Source organism: Streptomyces sp. NPDC050528, assembly GCF_044457795.1.
In the GTDB taxonomy this organism is placed as follows: domain Bacteria; phylum Actinomycetota; class Actinomycetes; order Streptomycetales; family Streptomycetaceae; genus Streptomyces.
Map to the genome: position 1 here is coordinate 93,082 of NZ_JBITHH010000018.1, position 18,902 is coordinate 111,983.

Genomic DNA, 18,902 nt, shown 5'->3' on the forward strand with positions numbered 1-18,902 from the left:
CCAACTCCCCTACGGCGGCTAGCGTTTCGCCGTCGTGTACGTCAGGTGGGTCACCCGGGACGACGCGTCCGCGCGGGTCTGGGTGAGGGCGAGGCGGTCCGGGTCCACGTGGTCGAACAGGCGGATTCCGGTGCCGAACAGCACGGGCGCGAGGGTGATCGAGAACTCGTCGACCAGGCCCGCGTCCAGATACCGCTGGATCGTCTCGGCGCCGCCGGCGATGCGCACATCGCGGTCGCCGGCGGCCTCGCGGGCCTGCTCCAGCGCGCTCTCGACGCCGTCGGTCACGAAGTGGAAGGTGGTGCCGCCGGGCCGCTCCCACGGGTCGCGCCCGGTGTGGGTGACGACGAACACCGGGGTGTGGAACGGCGCTTCCTCCGGCCAGGACAGCTCGCCCGCGTCGAACATCCGCCGGCCCATGACGCTCGCGCCGGTGCGTTCGTACGTCGCCCGCGCGATGTCGTTGTCGAGGCCCTCCTCGCCGCCCTCGCCCAACTTCAGGTTCTCGCGGAAGAACCGCAGCGGGAACACCCACGCCTGCAACTCCGACCACTTCGCCATCCAGCGCCTGACCCTGGGGTCGTGCCGGCCCTCGGGCGAGAAGACGTCCTCTATGGGCACCTCCTCCGGCGCCATGAAACCGTCGAGCGACATCGTCACACTGAAGAACACCTTGCCGGCCATCAGTCCTCCGCCTCCTTCAACTCGGTCTCGGTCGCCGTGAGTTCGGCGACGTAGGCCGCCAGGTTGCGGAGCGTCTGTTCGCCGCCCTCGATCGCGTGGTACTTCTCCGCGGCCTCGTCGCGGAGTTCCTTCGTGGGGAACAGCGTGCGCATCAGGATCCGCGTCCCGTCGCCGGCCGGCTCGAAGGTCAGGAGGGACTCGAAGGCGTTCGGGTCGTCGCGGGACTCGCCGTGCAGGAGCGCGATCCGCTCCGGCGGGACGATCTCCCGGTAGGTGATCCACTCCTGGTAGTCGGTGCCGTCCGGGCCGTGCATCACGAAGTCCCAGGTCCCGCCGACACGGAACTCGAAGGACCGGGTCGTCGTGGTGAACCCCTCCGGTCCCCACCACCGCGACAGGTGCCGGACGCGAGTGAACGCCTCGAACACCAGCTCCCGCGGGGCGTCGATCACCCGGGAGATCACGATCTCGCGGTCCGCGGCCGTGGTCGCGGGCGCCGCCTCGTGCGCGGCCTCGCCGTCGTTACTGGTCGTCGCCATCGTGTGGTCCCTCCTGCCGTGTCCGCTCCGGCCCCTGCGCGTGCCCGTGCTCGTGGTCGTCCCTCAACTCCCGCACGTACGCGTCCAGTCGGCCGAAGCTCTCGTTCCAGAACCGCTCGAAGCCGCCCACCCACTCGTGGACCGGCCGCAGCCCGCGCGCGTCCAGGCCGTACAACCGCTGCCTGCCCGCCTCACGGACCTGTACGAGCCCGACCTCCCGGAGAACCCGCAGGTGTTTGGACGCCTGCGGCTGGGTCATCCCCAGGTCCCGCGCCAGGTCGGTCACCGGCCGCTCGCCGCCCCGCAGCAGCACCAGGATGTCCCGCCGCTGCGGTTCGGCGATCGCGTTGAACGTGTCCGAGGTCGTCGCCGCTCGTGCCATGACACCATCGTATGCCCATATCGGCATGCGTCAACATCATGCCTACGACCCCTACGACCCCTACGACCCCTACGACCCCTACGACCCCTACGACCCCTACGACCCCTACGACCCCTACGACCCCTACGACCCCTACGACCCTGGTGTCACCTACGCGTCGGGCAGCGAAGCCGCCAGGTCCTCCCAGGCCCCGTGCACGTCCTCCCCGACCATCCCGAACTGCGTGATCATCGCGACGCACCGCCCGTCCTCGTCGTCGAGTTCGAGAGCCGAGGTCGGGCCGTGGGCCGCCGCGGAGCGGACGAGGTGGCAGGACCGGACGGCGGCCAGGTCGAACTCCACCGAGCTCTCCGCGAGCGCCGCGAACACCCGGCCGCCCACGGTCCGGTCGGTGACGTGGACGCGGCCCGCGCACGCCTGCATGGCCGCCGGGGCGAACACCGCGACCCCGATGGGCAGTCCGACGGAACAGACGTGGTCGAGCACCAACGACACGACGTCCACCTCGATCGGCCGGTGCTCGCCGCCGCGATAGCGGTGGAACGCGGTGCGCCGGGCTCTCCCGCCGTCTGTCAACACCGCGTCCAGCTGGGTCAGTTGATCCCCGTTCTCCCATGCCGGAACCTCGGGAGACGCCGACGCCACGGCGGCCCGCGCGCCGGCGTGGACCGTGGGCGCCAGACCGGCCAGCAACCGGTCGCCCTCGGACAGCAACCGCCCTTGGTGTACGGTCCGGCCCGCCGCGTCGAGGAGGCGCAGCGTGACCGAGTCCGTGTCGCCGTCCCGCGCGACCACCGCCGTGTCGATCCCGTCGGCGTCGATCCGCAACGCGATCGAACCCGGCCGGACGACGAACGCCTCGCCGCGCAGGCTCGGTTGGGCGTAGCTGCCCGCCTGGTCGATCCGGGCGACCGGGCCGCCGGTCACCGCCTGCACGAACTGGAAGAGCGTCAGGCAGCGCGCCAACTCCGGCATTCGCGCGTCGATCAACCGCACACTGCCGCTCCGCCGCGCGCCGCAGCACCCCTCGAACGCGCAGTGCCGGTGAGGGTTGTTGTGGTCCGCCATGCTCAATACACGTCCCGTACATAGCGCTTGGCACGCCGCAGGTCCGCGAGGTACTCCGCCGCGTCGTCGTCCCCGCGGCCGCGTTGCTCGGCCACGACACCCAGCAGCGCCGCCTCCACGTCCTTCGCCATCCGCGAGGCGTCACCGCAGACGTAGACGTGCGCGCCGTCCTCCAGCCAGCCGTACAACTCCCTTGAGCGTTCCCGCATGCGGGTCTGTACGTAGATCTTCTCGGCCTGGTCGCGGGAGAACGCGAGGTCGAGTTCGGTGAGCACGCCGCGGCTTTGCAGCTCGGTCAGCTCGTCCTCGTAGACGAAGTCCGTCTCGCGGTGACGGTCGCCGAAGAACAGCCAGTTGCGGCCGGTGGCGCCCCGTGCGGCGCGTTCGTGGAGGAAGCCTCGGAACGGGGCGATGCCGGTGCCGGGGCCGATCATCACCATCGGGGCGTCGTCGTCCGCCGGGACTCCGAAGGAGGCGTTGGGCTGTACGTATACGCCAACGGGCGTGTCCGCGCCGCCCGTTCGGTCCGCGAGGTACGTCGACGCGACGCCCCCGTACCGGCGGTCCCCGGTGCCGTACCGCACCGATGCGACCGTGAGGTGGACGCGGTCCGGGTGGGCCAGTGGGCTCGACGAGATCGAGTACTGGCGGGCCTGCAACGGCCGGAGGAGGGGCAGGAGTTCGGGGAGGGTGGGGGCGGTGGCCGGGTCGGTGGCTCGGAGGAGGTCCAGGATGTCTCGGCCCCAGAGCCAGGAGTCCAGGTCGGAGCGGTCGCCCTGCGCCACGACCGCCGCCAGCTCGCCGGAGGGTGCGCGTTCGACCAGGTCGGCGATCAACTCCTTTGAGGGGGTGCGGATTTCGCGTTCCGTGCGCAGGAGCTCGGCCGTCTCCTCGTCGCCGGTCGCGCCCAGGTGTTCCAGGAGTTCTGCGACCAGCGCATCGTCGTTCAGCGGTACGACGGCCAGCGCGTCGCCCGCCTCGTACGTGATGCCGCTGTCGCCGAGGTCGAACTCGTAGTGGCGGATCTCCTTCGCGCTGTGCGGGGCGGAGAGCAGCTTGTTCACGGCGAGGCGGGAGCGGTACGGGGTGCGCTTGTTCCACGGGGAGCGGGTCGGGGCGGCGGGCGCCTTGTTCGCCTCCGTGTTCGTGCCCGTCGCGCCTGTCTCGGCCGCCAACCGGTCCAGTACCGCCGTCGTCCATTCCGCCGCCGGGTCCTCGAAGTCGACGTCGCAGTCGACGCGTTCGTGGAGGCGGGCCGCGCCGAGTTGTTCCAGGCGGGTGTCGATGAGCTTGGCGGCCTGGCAGAAGTCGTCGTAGCCGCGGTCGCCGAGGCCGAGGACGGCGTACCGCACGCTTTCCAGGCGCGGTGCCGTGTCGGACTGGAGGGCTTCCCAGAACAGGCCCGCGTTGTCGGGGAGTTCGCCCTCGCCGTAGGTCGAGGTGATCACCAACACGTGGGTCATCGTGGCTAGTTGGTCGGGGGTGACGGCGTCGAGCGCGCTCGCCCTTCCGGCCAGGCCGCGGGCCCGCGCGCCGGCGACCAGCTCGTCGGCGAGGAACTCCGCGTTGCCGGTCTGGGTGCCGAACAGGACGTCGACCGTGGCCGTGGGCGCGTCGGCGGACGTGCTCGCGCGGCGTCCGGCGGCGGCGATGCCGGCGATGAACCCGGCCAGCCAGGACTCCTGTTGGGCGGAGAACGGTGCGTCGGCCGGGATGAGGGCGCCGGTCGGGGGCATGAGGGTCACGCGGTCACCGTCTCGGTCGGGGCCTGCGGGATGTGGGCATGGCGGGCGGCGATGTCGTCGAGCGCGGCCGTCGCGAGCAGCTCGTCGAAGCGGGCGGCGCGCACCCGGTCGGCGTTCTTCGTGGTCTGGTGGAGGATCCAGCCGTAGGTGCCGGGGGCGTCCACGCTGAGGTTGTTGCGCTGGCGGAGGGCGCGCTTGTAGTCGTCGAGGCGCTTGCTCGCGATCAGCGTCGCCAACTCGCCGTCGTCGAACCGCTCCAGCGTGCCGCGCAGGTACTTCACCACCCGCTGCTTGACGAAGAAGTCCTCGGTGAGGACGAGGTTGCGGACGGCCTCCGTGACCCGTGGATCGTTCGGGCCGCTCGCGCCCGGCACCCGTTGCAGCGCCAGGTCCTGCGCGACGCCGAGCACCGTGTAGGAGGACAGGAGCGAGAACATGTCGTCGCTGCCCTGGTCGCCGAACGCCGGGGCACGGCCGCCGAGTACGGTGCGGTGGTCGCGGTAGTCGACCTTGAACGCACGGAGTTTGTCGGTGGCGATCGAGGTGGCCAGCTCGTCCAGCAGCTCGTTGCGGGTCGCGGCGGCGAGGATCTCGCCCGCGTCCTGGTAGAGGAGCAGTGACCGGGGCATCCCGCAGTACACGTACTGCCGTTGGACCTCCCAGTCCTCCAACAGCCGTGCCGCGAGCGGGGAGTTGGTCGCCTCGACATGCCACGCCAGCAGCAGGCGTACGGCCTCCTCGTGGAAGGCGCCGTGCACGGTGTCGGTGACGGAGAAGACGAGGAGGGAGTCGGCGCTCACCTGGCGGCCCAACTCGCCCGTGGGGTCGTACTGGTAGAGGAAACCGCCGCTCATCCCGTTGCCCAGGCCCTTGCCGAAGCCGCCGAGGTTGAGGACCGTACCGCCGGTCATGTACTCGCAGCCGAAGTCGCCGAGGCCCTCAACCACTGCCGTGGCGCCGGAGTTTCGTACGGCGAAGCGGTCACCGGCCTCTCCCTGTACGAAGGTTCGGCCGCCGGTCGCGCCGAACAGCGCGAAGTTCCCGACGAGGACGTTCCCGCCGCGCTCGGTGCTTCCGCCGCCCGGGGCGCGGACCACGATCCGGCCGCCGCTCTGGCTCTTGCCGACGCCGTCGTTGGCGGTGCCGGTGTGTTCGAGGGTGATGCCGTCGTTGCAGAAGACGCCGTAGGACTGGCCGGCGGAGCCGGTGGTGCGGATGCGGACCGCGTCGTCGACGAGACGGCGACGGCCACGGTCGTCGGTGGTGATCGCGGGCCGGGCCTCCGCCAACTCGTGGTTCAGCAGGCGCTCCACGTCGATCGACAACTGTCCGCCCACCGACTTGTCGCTGTTGCGGAGGTGGATGTCCTCGACGAGGAGGGCCGGTTCGCGGCGGTCGACGAGTGCGGCGCGGACGCGTTCGATGAGGGCGTCGTCGGTGGTGAAGTCCTTTTCCAGGTACTCCGGTTCGGCTACGACCTTCTCCGGCACGCGGGCGAGCAGGCGCCGGACGTCGAGGCGGCCCACGCTCGCGGGGTGGTCGAGGAGTTGGAGGAGGTCGGTGCGGCCCCGGGCCTCGCGCAGGGAGCGCAGGCCCAGGCGGGCGAGGATCTGGCGGACGTCGTGCGCGATGTTGAGCAGGTACTGGGCGAGGGCGCGCGGATCGCCCTCGAACGCCTCGGAGTTGGTGGTCAGTCCGGCCGGGCACTTCACGTTGCAGTTCTTCGCCATGACGCAGCCGAGCATCATGAGTGCCGTCGTGCCGAACTCGAAGCTGTCTCCGCCGAGCAGCGCCGACGTCACGACGTCGCCGCCCGTCTGGTGCGCGCCGGAGCAGCGCAGGACGACCTTCTGCCTCAACCCGTTGGCCACGAGGGCCTGGTGGACCTCGGCGACTCCGATCTCCGCCGAACGGCCCGCGTACTTGAGGCTGGTGACGGCCGCCGCACCCGTACCGCCGGTGTTTCCGGCGACGTTGATGACATCTGCGCCGGCCTTCGCGACGCCGACCGCGATGGTGCCGATGCCCTCGGAGGACACGAGCTTCACGATCACCCGGACGCGTGCGGCCTTGCAGTCGTGGATGAGCTGGGCCAAGTCCTCGATGGAGTAGGTGTCGTGGTGCGGGGGCGGGGAGATCAGCTCGATGCCGGGGGTGCCGCCGCGCGCCGCCGCGATGTCGACGGTGACCTTCGGCGCGGGCAACTGGCCGCCCTCGCCCGGCTTCGCGCCCTGCCCGATCTTGATCTCCAGTTCCTGGAGCATCGGGTCGGCGAGGTAGCCCGCCCAGATGCCGAAGCGTCCCGACGCGAACTGCTTGATCCGGGAGCCGCGGATCGTGCCGTAGCGGGAGCGGTGTTCGCCGCCCTCACCGCTGTTGGACATCGCGCCGACCATGTTGGTGCCGTGCGCCACGGCCTCGTGCGCGGTGGCGACGAGCGCGCCGTGGCTCATCGCGCCGGAGGCGAGGGCGCGGGTGATCTCGTGCGCCGGCTGTACGTCGGGGAGTTGGAGGCTGTCGGGGGCGCTGCGGAGGAGGGTGAGGAGGCGGGCGGCGGTGCCGGTGGCGGTGACCGTGACTCCGTCGGCGTCTGCGGGGAGTGACTCGACCTCGCCCGGGTGCGCGAGGGCCAGGCCGTCGGCGAGGGCTGTGTGCAACTCGGCGCTGGGGGAGGCGAGTTGGAGGTGGGCCGTCACCGTGTCGCCCGCGGACCGCCCGCCGACCGTGCCCTCGTCGTCCGCCGACCGCTCGGTGACGGTCGCGACGACGCCCCGGACCGTCACGCTCGCGTTGCCGTCCGTCGAGAACCGGCCCAGTTCGCGGGCGAAGTCCTCCGCCGTGCGCAGGCCGGTGACGTCGGCCGGGAGTGCCAGGACGTCACGGAGGGCGGACGGGCGGCGGGAGCGTTCCTCGTGCGTGGTACGGAGGAAGGCGCGGTAGCCGGGGGTGATCCGGAACGCGTCGATCTCGTCGTCGCTGAGCTGGTCGTAGCCGGTGTTGCGGTAGGCCGCGTCGGTGATGCCGAAGGCGTCGTCCAGTTGGCCGAGGGTGAGGAGGCGGAGTGCCTCCGGGTCGTTCTCGCGGCCGAACTCCGGCTGTTCTTCGGCCATATCGCCGAATCCGCGGACCGCGGTGACGCCGAAGGAGTGCCCGGCGCCGTCGGACCGTTCCTTGAACAGGCCCAGGAGGGGGACCTGTTGCTCGGTCTCGACGGCTCGGGCGCGCTCGTGCCACTCGGTCGCCGCTTGCGCGATGCGGGCGAAGCCGACGCCGCCGACCGGCGCCTCCATGTGCGGGAAGGCTCGTGCGAAGACGTCGTCGCGGGTGTCGAGGTAGTTCGGTTCGAAGAACTCGCCGCCGATGTAGCTCTCGGCGGTGCACAGTCCGACCCGGCCCATCGTCTTGGCGAGGGCCTTCTCGGCCGCCTTGCGGAAGCGGGCCAACGCCCGGTCGGTTTCGGTGACTTCGCCTGCGGGGGCCGGTGCGCTCGGGTGCTTCTCCTCGGCGCGGAGGCGGGCGCTGAGGCTGTAGACGGCGGAGGCGCCGAAGCCGAGCGCGGTCGCGACGTGGTGCGAGGACGGCAACTGGCCGCTCTCCGCGACGATCGAGACGCGCAGCCGGAGGCCGGTCTCGATGAGGCGCTGGTTCACGGCGGCTACGGCGAGGATGACGGGGAGGGGAGCGCGGGTGGAGGAGATCGCGCGGTCGGTGAGGACGGCGATGCCGCCCTGCCGGGTGGCGAACTGCTCGACGTCGTCGCAGAGTTGGGTGAGCGCGGTGCGCAACGCGTCGGCGTTGGCGGTCTCGTCGCCGACCACCGGGTCGTAGAGCATGTCGAAGCGTTCCAGCGGGACGATGCGCTGGTCGCGCAGGCGGACCATGTCCAGGTGGCCCAACACGGGGGAGGAGAGCACCAGTTGGCGTCCGGCGGTGCTGCCCGTGCCGTCCGGCTTGGGGCCCAGGGCGACGCGCATGCTCATGCCGTCGGCCTCGCGGATGCTGTCGAGCGGCGGGTTCGTCACCTGGGCGAAGCGCTGCGAGAAGTACTTCGCCATGCCGCCCTCGGTGTCGCTGAGCGCGTTGATGGCGTTGCCGTAGCCCATCGCGGAGATGCGTTCCGAGCCGTTGGCGAGCATCGGGTCGAGGAGGAAGCGGAAGCTCTCCTGGTTCAGCGAGTACGCCACGTACCGTCCGGCGAGGGCGAGATCGCCGTCGTAGCCGAGGGTGGTCGTGCCGCGGTAGTAGTCGGGGGCGGGCAGGTCGTCGAGGTTCACCCGGGCCGCGTCGAGGAGTTGGGAGTACGGGCGGCGGGCGGCGAGGGCGTCGAGGACCTCGCGGGTGCGCAGGCGGCGGCCGGTGCGGTGGTCGACGACGAGCATGCCGCCGGCCTCGATGCGGCCCCGGTGCACAACTTCGCTGTCCGGGAAGGCGACTTGACCCGCCTCCGACGCCACCATCAGGTACTCGGCGGTCTCGACGGTACGGAGCGGTCGTAGGCCGAGCCGGTCGAGGCGGGCGCCGATGACGTCGCCGTCGCTGAAGATGACGGCGGCCGGACCGTCGTTCTTCTCCTCGTAGAGGGAGAAGTATTCGAGCATGTCGCGGACGGCGGCGGGGAGGCTGCGGTCGTTCTCCCAGGCGGGCGGCATCAGCGATACGACGGCTTCGACGAGGTCCAGGCCGTCGTCGAACACCCGGCTCTGCAGGGTCTGGTCGAGGCGGCTGGAGTCGGACTGGCCGGGCGGGCGCACGATGCTGCGGGTCCGGGCGCGGGCGAGGGCCTCGTCGCTGAGCCTGTTCTTGCGGTCGGTGTTCAGCTCGCCGTTGTGCGCCATGAGGCGGAACGGCTGCGCCATGGTGGGGTGCGGTTCGGTGTTGGTGGAGAACCGGGTGTGGAAGTAGAGCGAGCGGACGGAGTGGCGGGGGTCGAGCAGGTCGCGGAAGTACCCAATGACCTCACCGGAGTTGAGGCGGCCCTTGAGCACCTGGGTGCGGGCGCTGAGCGAGAGCGGGTACAGCCCGGCGTAGGTGTCGTCGGCGTAGGCGACGGCCTCGATCGCCAGCAGGGCGCGGTGGGCGGCGGCGTCGACGTCCGTGCGGGACCAGGCCTCCGGGGCGCGGAACACCCACTGCACGATGGGGAGTTGGTGGGGTTCGGCGGCGGGGCGGGTGACCGTGTGGTCCACCGGGACGTCGCGGACGAGGAGGACGTCGAAGCCCTGGTCGGTGATGCTGCGGCCGACGAGGTGCAGGGCGGCTTCGGGGCGGGCGGCGTCGGTGGGCATGAAGCAGTTGGCTACGCCGAAGTGTCCTGCGCGCAGCGCCTCCCCGGTGATCGCGGAGAAGAACTCCACCGACAGGTCGACGCTCACGCCCGCGCCGTCGCCCACGCCCTCGGCGGACTTCCCGCCCCGGTGGGGGATGGCTCGGAGCGCCTCGTCGCCCTTGGTGATGACGTCGTGGCTCGGCACACCGTCGAGGCGGGTGAGGAAGCCGACGCCGCAGTCGCTGTGGTCGCGGGCAGGGTCGTAGAGACCGAAGGTGGGGTGATTCACGGGCCTGTCCTGTGAGCGGCTCCGGCTGGGGGGTACCTCCCAGGACCGTGAGGCGCTGGGGAGGACGGCCAGGCTGCGTCGCTGGAGCGCTCGCCGCGGGCGGACCGGCTGGCGGTCGGACCCTGGATGGTGCGAAGAGTAATAGTAAGGCTTGCCTAACTTGGATGGCAAGGGTGGGCGGTGGGCGTCGCTAGCACCCCGCGCACGCCTCTGACCAGCGGTTCGGTGGTGCCGTTCAGGTTGCTTTCAGGTCTACGCGGGTCTTGGGCAACTCATGCACCGTAAGCGCAAAAGCTCTGGCAAAGGGGGCTGGGGCCGGGGTCGGACGGCGTGCCAGGGTGCCGCCATGACGACAGATCACCTCACCCACGCCCGGCCTCCGCGCCGCATCCCGTACGCGGCGAGCAAGGTGCCGGAGGTGACCGTCTACTTCTGGATCATCAAGGTGCTGACCACCGGCATGGGCGAGACGGCCTCCGATTTCCTGGCCCATCTGTTCGGGCCGATCCCCGCGGTCGGGCTCGGCGGGGTCGCCCTCGTGGTGGCGCTGGCGGTCCAGTTCACCGCGCGCCGGTATGTCGCGTGGATCTACTGGACGGCGATCGTCATGGTCAGCGTCTTCGGCACGATGGCGGCGGATGTGCTGCATGTCGGGCTCGGGGTGCCGTACGCCCTGTCGACGCCGTTCTTCGTGATCGTGCTGGCGGCGGTGTTCGCGCTCTGGTTCGCGAGTGAGCGCACGCTGTCCATCCACAGCATTACGACCCGTCGGCGTGAGGGGTTCTACTGGGCCGCCGTTCTGGCCACGTTCGCCCTTGGCACGGCGGCGGGTGACCTGACCGCCACGATCGGGCTCGGCTATCTCGGCTCCGCCGTCGTCTACGGCGCCGCGATCGCCGTGCCTGCCGTCGCTCATCGCGCGGGGCGGATGGGTGCGGTGCTCGCCTTCTGGTCCGCGTATGTCATCACTCGGCCGCTCGGTGCGTCCGTCGCCGACTGGATGGCCGTGGGGCATGCGCGGGGTGGGCTGGCGTGGGGACTTGGGCCGGTCACGGCCGCTTGGACGGTGGCGATTCTCGGGTTCGTGGGGTACCTGGCGGTGTCGGGGAAGGACGTTCGGCGGGACGTCGCTGTGTGACGCGGTGGTTCGTGGTCGGCTTTCCCGCCTTGTACGGCAAGGGAGTTCGGGGCGCTACGACGGCAGGTCGATCACGAAACGGGCTCCGGGCGCGTGCCCGGCGTCGTAGGACACCTCCCCGCCTGCCGACCGGGCCAGTCGGCGGGCCAGCGGGAGGCCCAGGCCCGCGCCGCCGTGTCCGTCGTCCGGGTTCGCGCGTCGGCCCGGTTCGAAGAGGCGGGCCGCGAACTCGGGTGGTACGCCGGGGCCGTCGTCGGTGACGTCCAGGCGTACGCCCTCGGGTGTGTGGTGGACGGTGACGGTGACCGTGGAGCGGGCGTAGCGGCAGGCGTTGGTGAGGAGCGGGCTGGCGATGCGCTCCAGGCGGGCCGGTGGGATCCCTGTCGTCAGGTGCGGTCCTTCGACGCTGATCGTCAAGTGGGCCGGTACGTCCAGGAGTTCGGCCAGTCGGCGCAGGGTGGGTACGACCTCGGCGATGCCCGGAGCGGTCGGGGTGTGTTCGCGGGCGTCGGCCAGGAGGGTGTCGCAGATCGTGCGCATGGACTCGGCGGCGTCTCCGATGACCTGGTGGGTGGCGCGGGTCTGGGCTGCCGTGCGCGGTCGCGTCCCCCACCAGTCGAGTTCGGCGATGATGCGGCTCAGCGGGGTGCGCAGCTCGTGCGAGAGCTCGCCGGTGAGCTGTTGTTCGTGGCGCAGGAGGGAGCGGATGCGGTCCAGTATCGAGTCCAACGACGCGCCCAGCGCGGCCAGTTCGGCCGGGTGCCGTGTGCTGCCGAACCGTTCCTCGGAGGCTACGGCGCTCCACTCGGCGGCCTGGTCGGTCATCGTCCGGACGGGGCGCAGGGCGCGGCCGACCGCCAGGCGGGTCAGGGCGTAGGTGCAGGCGAGCATGACCGCGTCCAGGGCGAGTGAGCCGACGAGGAGGGTATGCGCCGAGCTGCGGTAGGGGGTCAGGTCGAGCGCGGTGACCACGGTGGCCGTGCTGCGTCCTCCGGGTACGGGCTGGGCGCACAGCCGGAGGGGGGTGTGGAGGTCGGCGGTGGCGCAGTGCCGGCCGGGCTGGCTGGCGAGCTGTGCGGTGACGCGGTTCAGGGGGCCGACGCCAGGCGGGCCCTCCAGGAGGCGGTGTCCGGCGTAGATCCAGACGTTGGCGTCGAGGAGGTCGTCGTGGGAGGTCTCCAGGACGCGGACGGTCGGGCCGCTGGTGTCGATGGTCGTGGCGACGGCGGCGGCCCGGGTGCGCAGCTCGTCGTTCGCCTGGTGTTGGAGGCGGTGACCGGCCACGGCGTTGAAGGCGATGGTGAGGACGAGCATCAGGAGCGTGGCCGTGGTGAGGGCGACGAGGGAGAGGCGGCCGCGGAGGGTGTGGGTCGGCGTCGGGGTCCGGGTCGTGGCGGTACGGCGAGCCCGCCGCTTGTCGGGTCCCTTGGGTGTTGTCACAGTCGAACGGATTGGTGCCGGGTGCGCGGCGGGCTGCGCCGTACCGCCACGACCCGCTCCCGTTTCGTCGGCGGCTGCGGGCTCGTGGGGGTGAGGGGCTTGGATCACGGTGCTTCGCGGGCCGTGGTGGGCGGCGCCCGGGGCCGGTGGGGGTGGCTGGTGCCGGGGCTCGTCCCGGGTGCCTGTCGTGACGGGCCGGGGCGGTCGATCCGGAGGTTCGTGCCGGGCGGCGCTCATGACAGGTGGTGCCCGATCCCGCGGGCCGTGCCGATCGTACGGTCGCTGCCTGCCTCGCGGAGTTTGCGGCGGAGGCGGGTCAGGTACTGGTCGAGGGTGTTGTCGTGGACGCGGGCGCCTTCGGGCCAGGCCGCGCGGATCAGGTCGCGGCGGGTCACGATTCCGCCGGAGGCCGCCATGAGCGCGGCCAGGAGCCGGAACTCGGTCGGGGTCAGGGCGACCCGGGTGTCCTGGACGCCGATCGCGTGGTGGAGCGGGTCCAGGACCAGGTCGCCCTCCGGGGCGGTGGGTGGTGGTGCGGTGCGGTGCAGGGCCGCCCGGAGGCGGGCCGCCAGTTCGACCAGGTGGAAGGGTTTGGTCAGGTAGTCGTCGCCGCCCGCCGAGAAACCGGACAGGCGGTCGTGCAGCCGGTGTTGGGCGGTCAGGAAGACGATGGGCGAGCGGAAGCCGTTCGCGCGCATCGCCTGGCAGACGTCCCGGCCGTCGGCGTCGGGCAGGCCGATGTCGAGTACGGCGGCGGAGATGTCGGCCCCGGCCAGCCGTAGGGCGGTGGCCCCGTCCGGTGCGGGGACGGTGTCGAAGTCCTCGTCGCGCAGCCCGCGCATCAGTACGTCACGCAGGGTGTGGTCGTCCTCGACGACCAGGATGGTCGGGCGCATGGTCCTCCCTGTGCCGGCTGCCGCGACTGCGACCGGGGTGACTACAGACATGTAGACGGTCTACTGAACTGTAGACGAAGGTGCCGTCACACGGCAGTCAGGATGCGTTCAGGTGTCCGATGGCAGCGTCCGGGCCCATGACCTACGAGATCTCCCGCAGCGGTGACGCCGTTGCCCCGCCCCCGCCCCGCCCGCGCCGCAACAAGGTTCCCGAAGTCACCGCGTACTTCTGGATCATCAAGGTGCTGTGCACGACCGTCGGCGAGACCGCGGCCGACCTGCTCAACGAGAAGGCCGGCCTGGGCCTGACCGGGGTGTCGCTGCTGATGAGCGCCCTGCTCGCGGTCGTCCTGGTCGTCCAGTTCCGTACGGCCGCCTACCGCGCGGGCGTGTACTGGCTCGCCGTCGCCCTCATCAGCGTGGTCGGCACCCTGATCAGCGACAACCTCACCGACAACATGGGCGTCCCGCTGGAGACCACCACCACGGTGTTCGCGATCGCCCTCGCGGTCGTCTTCGTCGTCTGGTACCGGCGCGAGGGCACGCTGTCCATCCACAGCATCGACACGACGGGCCGCGAGGCCTACTACTGGCTGGCCGTGCTGTTCACCTTCGCCCTCGGTACGGCGGCCGGCGACCTGGTCTCCGAGCGCATGAACCTCGGCTACTGGCTCGCCGCGACCCTCTTCGCCCTCGCCATCGGCGCGGTCGCGATCGCCCACCGCGCGCTGGGCCTGGGCGCGGTGGTGAGCTTCTGGATCGCCTACGTCCTCACCCGCCCGCTGGGTGCGTCGATCGGCGACTATCTCTCCCAGCCGACCGGTGACGGCGGTATCGGGCTCGGTACCGTCGTCACCAGTGCGCTCTTCCTCGCGGTCATTCTCGGTCTCGTCGTCCATCTCGCCGTGACCCGCAAGGACGTCATCGAGGCGGTGGCAGAGGGGAGTTGAGCGGGGGAGGGGCGGCGCCCGGACGAACTCGGACGCCGCCGACCGGGGTTCCGCTACTTCCCTCCCGCGGCGCAGAGTTGGGTGTCGATCAGCGCGTTCTGCGCCGTCTCCGTGGACAGGTCGGACGCGCCGTCGCCCGTCGCCTCCAGGACCACGGTCCGGCGGCCGTCCGCGCTCACCCCGTCGCGGGTGGTGTAGCCCATCAGGTCGCCGGCGTGGCTGTAGTAGAAGCCGCCGCAGGTCAGGGGGATCTGCATGAGGCCGAGGCCGTAGCGGGCGCCGGGCCAGACGGGGTCGAGGGAGGTGGCTCGTACCGTCGTCTTCATCTCCGCCAGTTGGGCCGGGCGCAGGAGCTTGCCGCCGAGGAGGGCGGAGAAGAAGCGGGACAGGTCGTTGGTCGTGCTGATCATCGCGCCCGCCGAACCGGCGGCCGTCGGGTTGACGGAGGTGACGTCGATGGTCGGGCCGGATCCGCCGAAGTCCGAGTAACCGTGCAGGTGTTGGCCGGGGATGCGGGCCGAGGTGTCGGGCGCGGAGGTGTCGCGCAGACCGAGCGGGCGGATGACGCGCCGGGTGACCTCCTGCTGCCAGGTGTGGCCGGTCGCCTTCTGGATGATCATTCCGGCGACGATGTAGTTCGTGTTGGAGTACTCCCACTGGGTGCCCGGCGCGAAGTCCGGCTGGTGCCGCATCGCGATGCCGACCAGCTGCTGCGGGGTCCAGGTGGTGTAGCGGTCGGCCTGGAAGTCGGCCACCGAGGCGATCTCGGGGAAGTCGGCGGTGTAGTTGAAGAGTCCGCTGGTGTGGTTCAGCAACTGCCGTACGGTGATGGCGTTTCCGTCGTTCCCGTTCCCCGACACCAGTCCGGGCAGCCAGTGTTCGACCGTGTCGTCCAGCGACACCCGTCCCTCGCCGACCAGTTGGAGCATCACCGTCGAGACGAACGCCTTGGTGCTGCTCGCGATCCGGAACTTGTCGGTGACGCGGGCCGCCCGTCCCGTGGCCGTGTCCGACACCCCGGTGGTGGCGTAGCGCCGTCCGTCCGGACCCGTCGACTGGGCCACGACGGCGACGGTGCCCGTCTTCTGGATCGCGTCCACGCTCTGCTGGAGGGTGGGGGTGGTGCGCTGCCGGGAGTCCGCGGCGCTCGCCATGGGGGTCGCGAGACCGAGTCCTACGGCGGCCAGCGCGGCCGCTGCGGTGAGCTGACGGAACGTCATCATGGGCTGTCTCCCTGCGAGTTGGTGGTCGCTCGCACCGGCTTGCGGTGCGTTCACCAACCTAGGGAGACGGCCCGCGGTGATCGATCCAGCTCGCGGGCCGGTCCGGTGTACAGCCAGCTGTACCAAGGACCTGGGGAAAACCTCAGCCCAGCCGCCGCAGATCCTCCAGATAGCGCAGGACGGCGGCGACCCGGCGGTCCACCTGGTCCGTGGGGGACAGGTCGAGCTTGGCGAAGATGCTGCGGATGTGTTTGTGGACGGCGCCGTCGGTGACGACGAGTTTCCCGGCGATGGCGGAGTTGCCCAACCCCTCGGCCATCAGGGCGAGTACGTCCCGTTCGCGCGGGCTGAGCCGGTCCAGGCGGGTGTCCTGGCGGGAGCGGGTGAAGAGCTGGGCGACCACCTCGGGGTCGATGGCCGTGCCGCCGGCCGCCACGCGGTTCAGCGCGTCGAGGAACTCCTCGACCCGGCCCACCCGTTCCTTGAGCAGATAGCCCAACCCGCTGACCCCGCCGCCGAGCAGCTCGGTCGCGAAGCTCTGCTCGACGTACGCCGACAGCACCAGCACCGCCAGGTCGGGGCGCCGGCGCCGGGCCTCGACCGCGGCGACGATCCCCTCGTCGGTGTGGGTCGGCGGCATCCGTACGTCGAGAATGGCGACGTCCGGCTTGTGTACGTCGATGGCGTCGAGCGCTTCGTCCGGGGTGCCCGCGGTGGCCACCACGTCCAGCCCCTCCGCGCGCAGCAGCAGGGCGAGCCCCTCGCGCAGCAACGGGTCGTCCTCGGCGATCACGATCCGCATCTCAGTCACGCTCCACAGCTCAGGTAGTTCAGGTGTTTCAAGTGGCCGAAGTGGCTCAAGTTCCGCATGGCAGGCCTACGGTGAGGACCGTCGGGCCGCCCGGTGGGCTGGTCAGGGCGAGGTCGCCGTCGTGGGCCGCGATACGGCGGCGGATTCCGGTGAGGCCCGAGCCGCCCTCCGCGTCCGCACCGCCCCTGCCGTCGTCCTCTACGCGCAGGACGAGTCGGCCGCCGTTGCCGCGTGCCGTGATCGTGGCGTGCCGGGCGCCGCTGTGTTTGGCGATGTTGGTCAGGGCCTCGGCGACGACGAAGTAGGCGGTCGCCTCGACGGAGGCCGCGCAGCGTGCGGGTACGTCCACGTCGATCCGGCACGGCACCGCGCAGTCCGCGGCGAGACCGGAGAGCGCGCCCGCGAGACCCCGGTCGGCCAGCACCGGCGGCAGGATGCCGCGCGCGACCGTCCGCAGCTCGGCCAGCGCCGTCTCGGCGGCGGACTGGGCGCGTTCGAGGAGCTCGTCGGCACCGGCCGGGTCACGGGCCACCATGCGGCGGGCGGCGCCGAGCAACACGGCCACGGAGACCAGGCGGTTCTGCGCGCCGTCGTGCAACGAGCGCTCGATTCGCCGGAGTTCGGTCGCGTGGGCGTCGAGCGCGGCGGCGCGGGTCGCGGTCAACTCCGCCACGCGCAGGGAGAGATCGACGTCCGGACCGGCAGCGAGGAGCCGCCGTCCGGGGTCCGACTGCAGCCGGGCCATACCGGGCGTCAGCCCCAGGATGATCGCGATCCAGCCCACGCCCAGCAGCGCCACGGCGAGGGCGTCCGCCCAGGTGTGCGCGCTGCCGACGCCGAGCGACGTGGCCGTCGTGTTCGCCGGCATGAACGTCCAGTACAGCGGAAACGCGGTGTCCCGAATCGCGAGGATCGGCAGCAGCACACCGAACACACCGAGCAGCGCCCCGATGGTGGAGTGCCGTAGCAGCCAGTGCAGTTCGCGGTGGGTGGTGGGGTCGGCGAGGGCGGCCCGCAGGCGCGTGGGCGGGGGTTCGGGGGCTACGACCTCGGGGCCCCAGCGGGCGAGCCGGTCCCGTTCGCGGGCGGCCAGGGCGTGCAGGCCGCGGAGTGGTGCGGGTGCCATCAGCAGTCCCACTCCGACCAGGCTCGTCACGGCGGTGAGAGTCAGCCAGAGCAGCAACAGGGCAGCGAGCACGGCTGTGTTGAGGCCGGAGGCGAGTTGGGCGATGGCTCGGCCGGCGGCGCTGAGGGTCCGTAGCGCGATGTCTTTGAAGGTCTCGCGTTGGACCGGGGCCGCCGTCGCACCGCCTTCCGCCGTCTCGCGCGTGCTCGCTGTCATGCGAACGACCCTATGCCGTACGGCAGTTCTCCGGGGGCGGAGGAGGCGTGGAGGAAGCGCGGGGTACAGCCTGCTGTACCCCGAACCGGGCGGGCTGCGGGATCGGCCCGGAGGGGGGCTGATTCATAGCGTCGGTGACGACAGGACACGCGGCACACGATCACGGGAGAAGCACCCATGCCGGACACGACGACCACCGATCCCGACCGGCTCACCCCGGGGGACATCGCCCGCACCCTCCTCTGGACCGTGGTCGTGGCCAGCGCGCTCACCAACATGGCGGCGTCCTTCGGCGGCGCCCGCACCTGGGTGCACCTGGTGTGCGGCGCGGTCACCGTGCTGTGCGCCGGCACCCTCGTCGTACGGAACCTGCGGGGCCGGCGATGAACACCACGGCCACCACCATGACCACCGCCGCCATCGCCCTGGACGGCGTCAGCAAGGCCTACCCCGGAGGCGTACGCGCCCTGGACGACGTGTCGTTGACCGTGGAACGCGGCACCTTCCTTGCCGTGATGGGTCCTTCGGGTTCCGGCAAGAGCACGCTGATGCACTGTGCCGCCGGGCTCGACTCCCCGACGTCGGGCAGTGTCCGGATCGACGGTCACGAGATCGCCGGGCTGAACGAGACCAAGCGCACCCAACTCCGGCGCGAGCGGGTGGGGTTCGTGTTCCAGGCGTACAACCTGATCCCCTCCCTCTCCATCGAGGACAACATCACGCTGCCCCTGCGACTGGCGGGCCGTAAAGCCGACCGCGACTGGCTGCGCACGCTGGTGGAGCGGGTCGGACTGGCCGACCGGCTGTCCCACCGCCCGGCCGAGCTCTCCGGCGGGCAGCAGCAACGGGCCGCCGTCGTACGGGCGTTGGTGGCCCGCCCGGCGGTCGTGTTCGCCGACGAACCGACCGGCGCGCTCGACCTGCGCAGCGCCCACGAGGTCCTCGACCTGCTCCGCGACCTCGTCAACGACCTGCACCAGACGGTCGTGATGGTCACCCACGACCCGGCCGCCGCCGCCCGCGCCCACCACGTGCTGGTGATGGCCGACGGCCGCGTGGTCGACGCCCTCAAGGCACCGACCGCCGATGAATTGGCCGCCCGTCTCGTCGAGTTGGGGAGGGCCTGAGC

Annotated in this window: 15 protein-coding genes; 4 read left to right on the forward strand and 11 right to left on the reverse strand. The window is 71.3% G+C overall.

Features of this window, described 5'->3' with window-relative positions; genetic code table 11:
* Positions 1 to 18: 18 nt before the first annotated feature.
* The 6 genes from ACIBK4_RS44485 to ACIBK4_RS44510 form a co-directional block, all read right to left on the reverse strand.
* On the reverse strand, positions 19 to 684 hold the full coding sequence (locus ACIBK4_RS44485) for a dihydrofolate reductase family protein (protein WP_399004833.1): 666 nt from the start codon (positions 682 to 684) through the stop codon (positions 19 to 21).
* The gene (locus ACIBK4_RS44490; RefSeq protein WP_399004835.1) at positions 684 to 1,223 is read right to left on the reverse strand and encodes an SRPBCC family protein; all 540 of its coding nucleotides are present in this window, start codon (positions 1,221 to 1,223) and stop codon (positions 684 to 686) included. The genes ACIBK4_RS44485 and ACIBK4_RS44490 overlap by 1 nt, the downstream gene beginning before the upstream one ends.
* Positions 1,207 to 1,605 carry an ArsR/SmtB family transcription factor gene (locus tag ACIBK4_RS44495; RefSeq protein WP_399004837.1) on the reverse strand — a complete coding sequence of 133 codons (399 nt, stop codon included), beginning with the start codon at positions 1,603 to 1,605 and terminating at the stop codon, positions 1,207 to 1,209. The genes ACIBK4_RS44490 and ACIBK4_RS44495 overlap by 17 nt, the downstream gene beginning before the upstream one ends.
* Positions 1,606 to 1,755: 150 nt before the next feature.
* Positions 1,756 to 2,673, reverse strand: a complete 918-nt coding sequence (locus ACIBK4_RS44500; protein WP_399004839.1) for a hypothetical protein — start codon at positions 2,671 to 2,673, stop codon at positions 1,756 to 1,758.
* Between the two features lie 2 nt (positions 2,674 to 2,675).
* Positions 2,676 to 4,409: a sulfite reductase flavoprotein subunit alpha gene (locus ACIBK4_RS44505; RefSeq protein WP_399005046.1), complete on the reverse strand. Its 1,734-nt coding sequence runs from the start codon at positions 4,407 to 4,409 to the stop codon at positions 2,676 to 2,678.
* A 5-nt stretch (positions 4,410 to 4,414) separates the two neighbouring features.
* Positions 4,415 to 9,973, reverse strand: coding sequence for a glutamate synthase-related protein (locus ACIBK4_RS44510; protein ID WP_399004841.1), 5,559 nt, complete (start codon positions 9,971 to 9,973; stop codon positions 4,415 to 4,417).
* A gap of 346 nt (positions 9,974 to 10,319) precedes the next feature.
* On the opposite strand from ACIBK4_RS44510, the gene ACIBK4_RS44515 reads away from it, so the two are divergent.
* Entirely contained in the window at positions 10,320 to 11,111 is a 792-nt protein-coding gene (locus tag ACIBK4_RS44515; RefSeq protein ID WP_399004843.1) for a hypothetical protein, read from the forward strand.
* Positions 11,112 to 11,165: 54 nt separating this feature from the next.
* On the opposite strand, the gene ACIBK4_RS44520 is transcribed toward ACIBK4_RS44515, so the two are convergent.
* Both ACIBK4_RS44520 and ACIBK4_RS44525 read right to left on the reverse strand, forming a co-directional pair.
* Positions 11,166 to 12,551, reverse strand: coding sequence for a sensor histidine kinase (locus ACIBK4_RS44520; protein ID WP_399004845.1), 1,386 nt, complete (start codon positions 12,549 to 12,551; stop codon positions 11,166 to 11,168).
* A gap of 233 nt (positions 12,552 to 12,784) precedes the next feature.
* Entirely contained in the window at positions 12,785 to 13,447 is a 663-nt protein-coding gene (locus ACIBK4_RS44525; protein WP_399004847.1) for a response regulator transcription factor, read from the reverse strand.
* Positions 13,448 to 13,584: 137 nt separating this feature from the next.
* Here ACIBK4_RS44525 and ACIBK4_RS44530 point away from each other — a divergent pair, with 137 nt between their 5' ends.
* Positions 13,585 to 14,397, forward strand: a complete 813-nt coding sequence (locus ACIBK4_RS44530; RefSeq protein WP_399004849.1) for a hypothetical protein — start codon at positions 13,585 to 13,587, stop codon at positions 14,395 to 14,397.
* Between the two features lie 53 nt (positions 14,398 to 14,450).
* On the opposite strand, the gene ACIBK4_RS44535 is transcribed toward ACIBK4_RS44530, so the two are convergent.
* The 3 genes from ACIBK4_RS44535 to ACIBK4_RS44545 form a co-directional block, all read right to left on the reverse strand.
* Positions 14,451 to 15,620 (reverse strand): serine hydrolase domain-containing protein, encoded by a 1,170-nt coding sequence (locus ACIBK4_RS44535; RefSeq protein ID WP_399004851.1) that lies wholly within the window; start codon positions 15,618 to 15,620, stop codon positions 14,451 to 14,453.
* A 142-nt stretch (positions 15,621 to 15,762) separates the two neighbouring features.
* The gene (locus ACIBK4_RS44540; RefSeq protein ID WP_399005048.1) at positions 15,763 to 16,422 is read right to left on the reverse strand and encodes a response regulator transcription factor; all 660 of its coding nucleotides are present in this window, start codon (positions 16,420 to 16,422) and stop codon (positions 15,763 to 15,765) included.
* Between the two features lie 55 nt (positions 16,423 to 16,477).
* Entirely contained in the window at positions 16,478 to 17,773 is a 1,296-nt protein-coding gene (locus ACIBK4_RS44545; RefSeq protein ID WP_399004853.1) for a sensor histidine kinase, read from the reverse strand.
* Positions 17,774 to 17,950: 177 nt separating this feature from the next.
* On the opposite strand from ACIBK4_RS44545, the gene ACIBK4_RS44550 reads away from it, so the two are divergent.
* Complete coding sequence (locus ACIBK4_RS44550) at positions 17,951 to 18,160, forward strand: hypothetical protein (protein ID WP_399004855.1); 210 nt, start codon at positions 17,951 to 17,953, stop codon at positions 18,158 to 18,160.
* Positions 18,157 to 18,900, forward strand: a complete 744-nt coding sequence (locus ACIBK4_RS44555; protein ID WP_399004857.1) for an ABC transporter ATP-binding protein — start codon at positions 18,157 to 18,159, stop codon at positions 18,898 to 18,900. The genes ACIBK4_RS44550 and ACIBK4_RS44555 overlap by 4 nt, the downstream gene beginning before the upstream one ends.
* Positions 18,901 to 18,902: the final 2 nt, after the last annotated feature.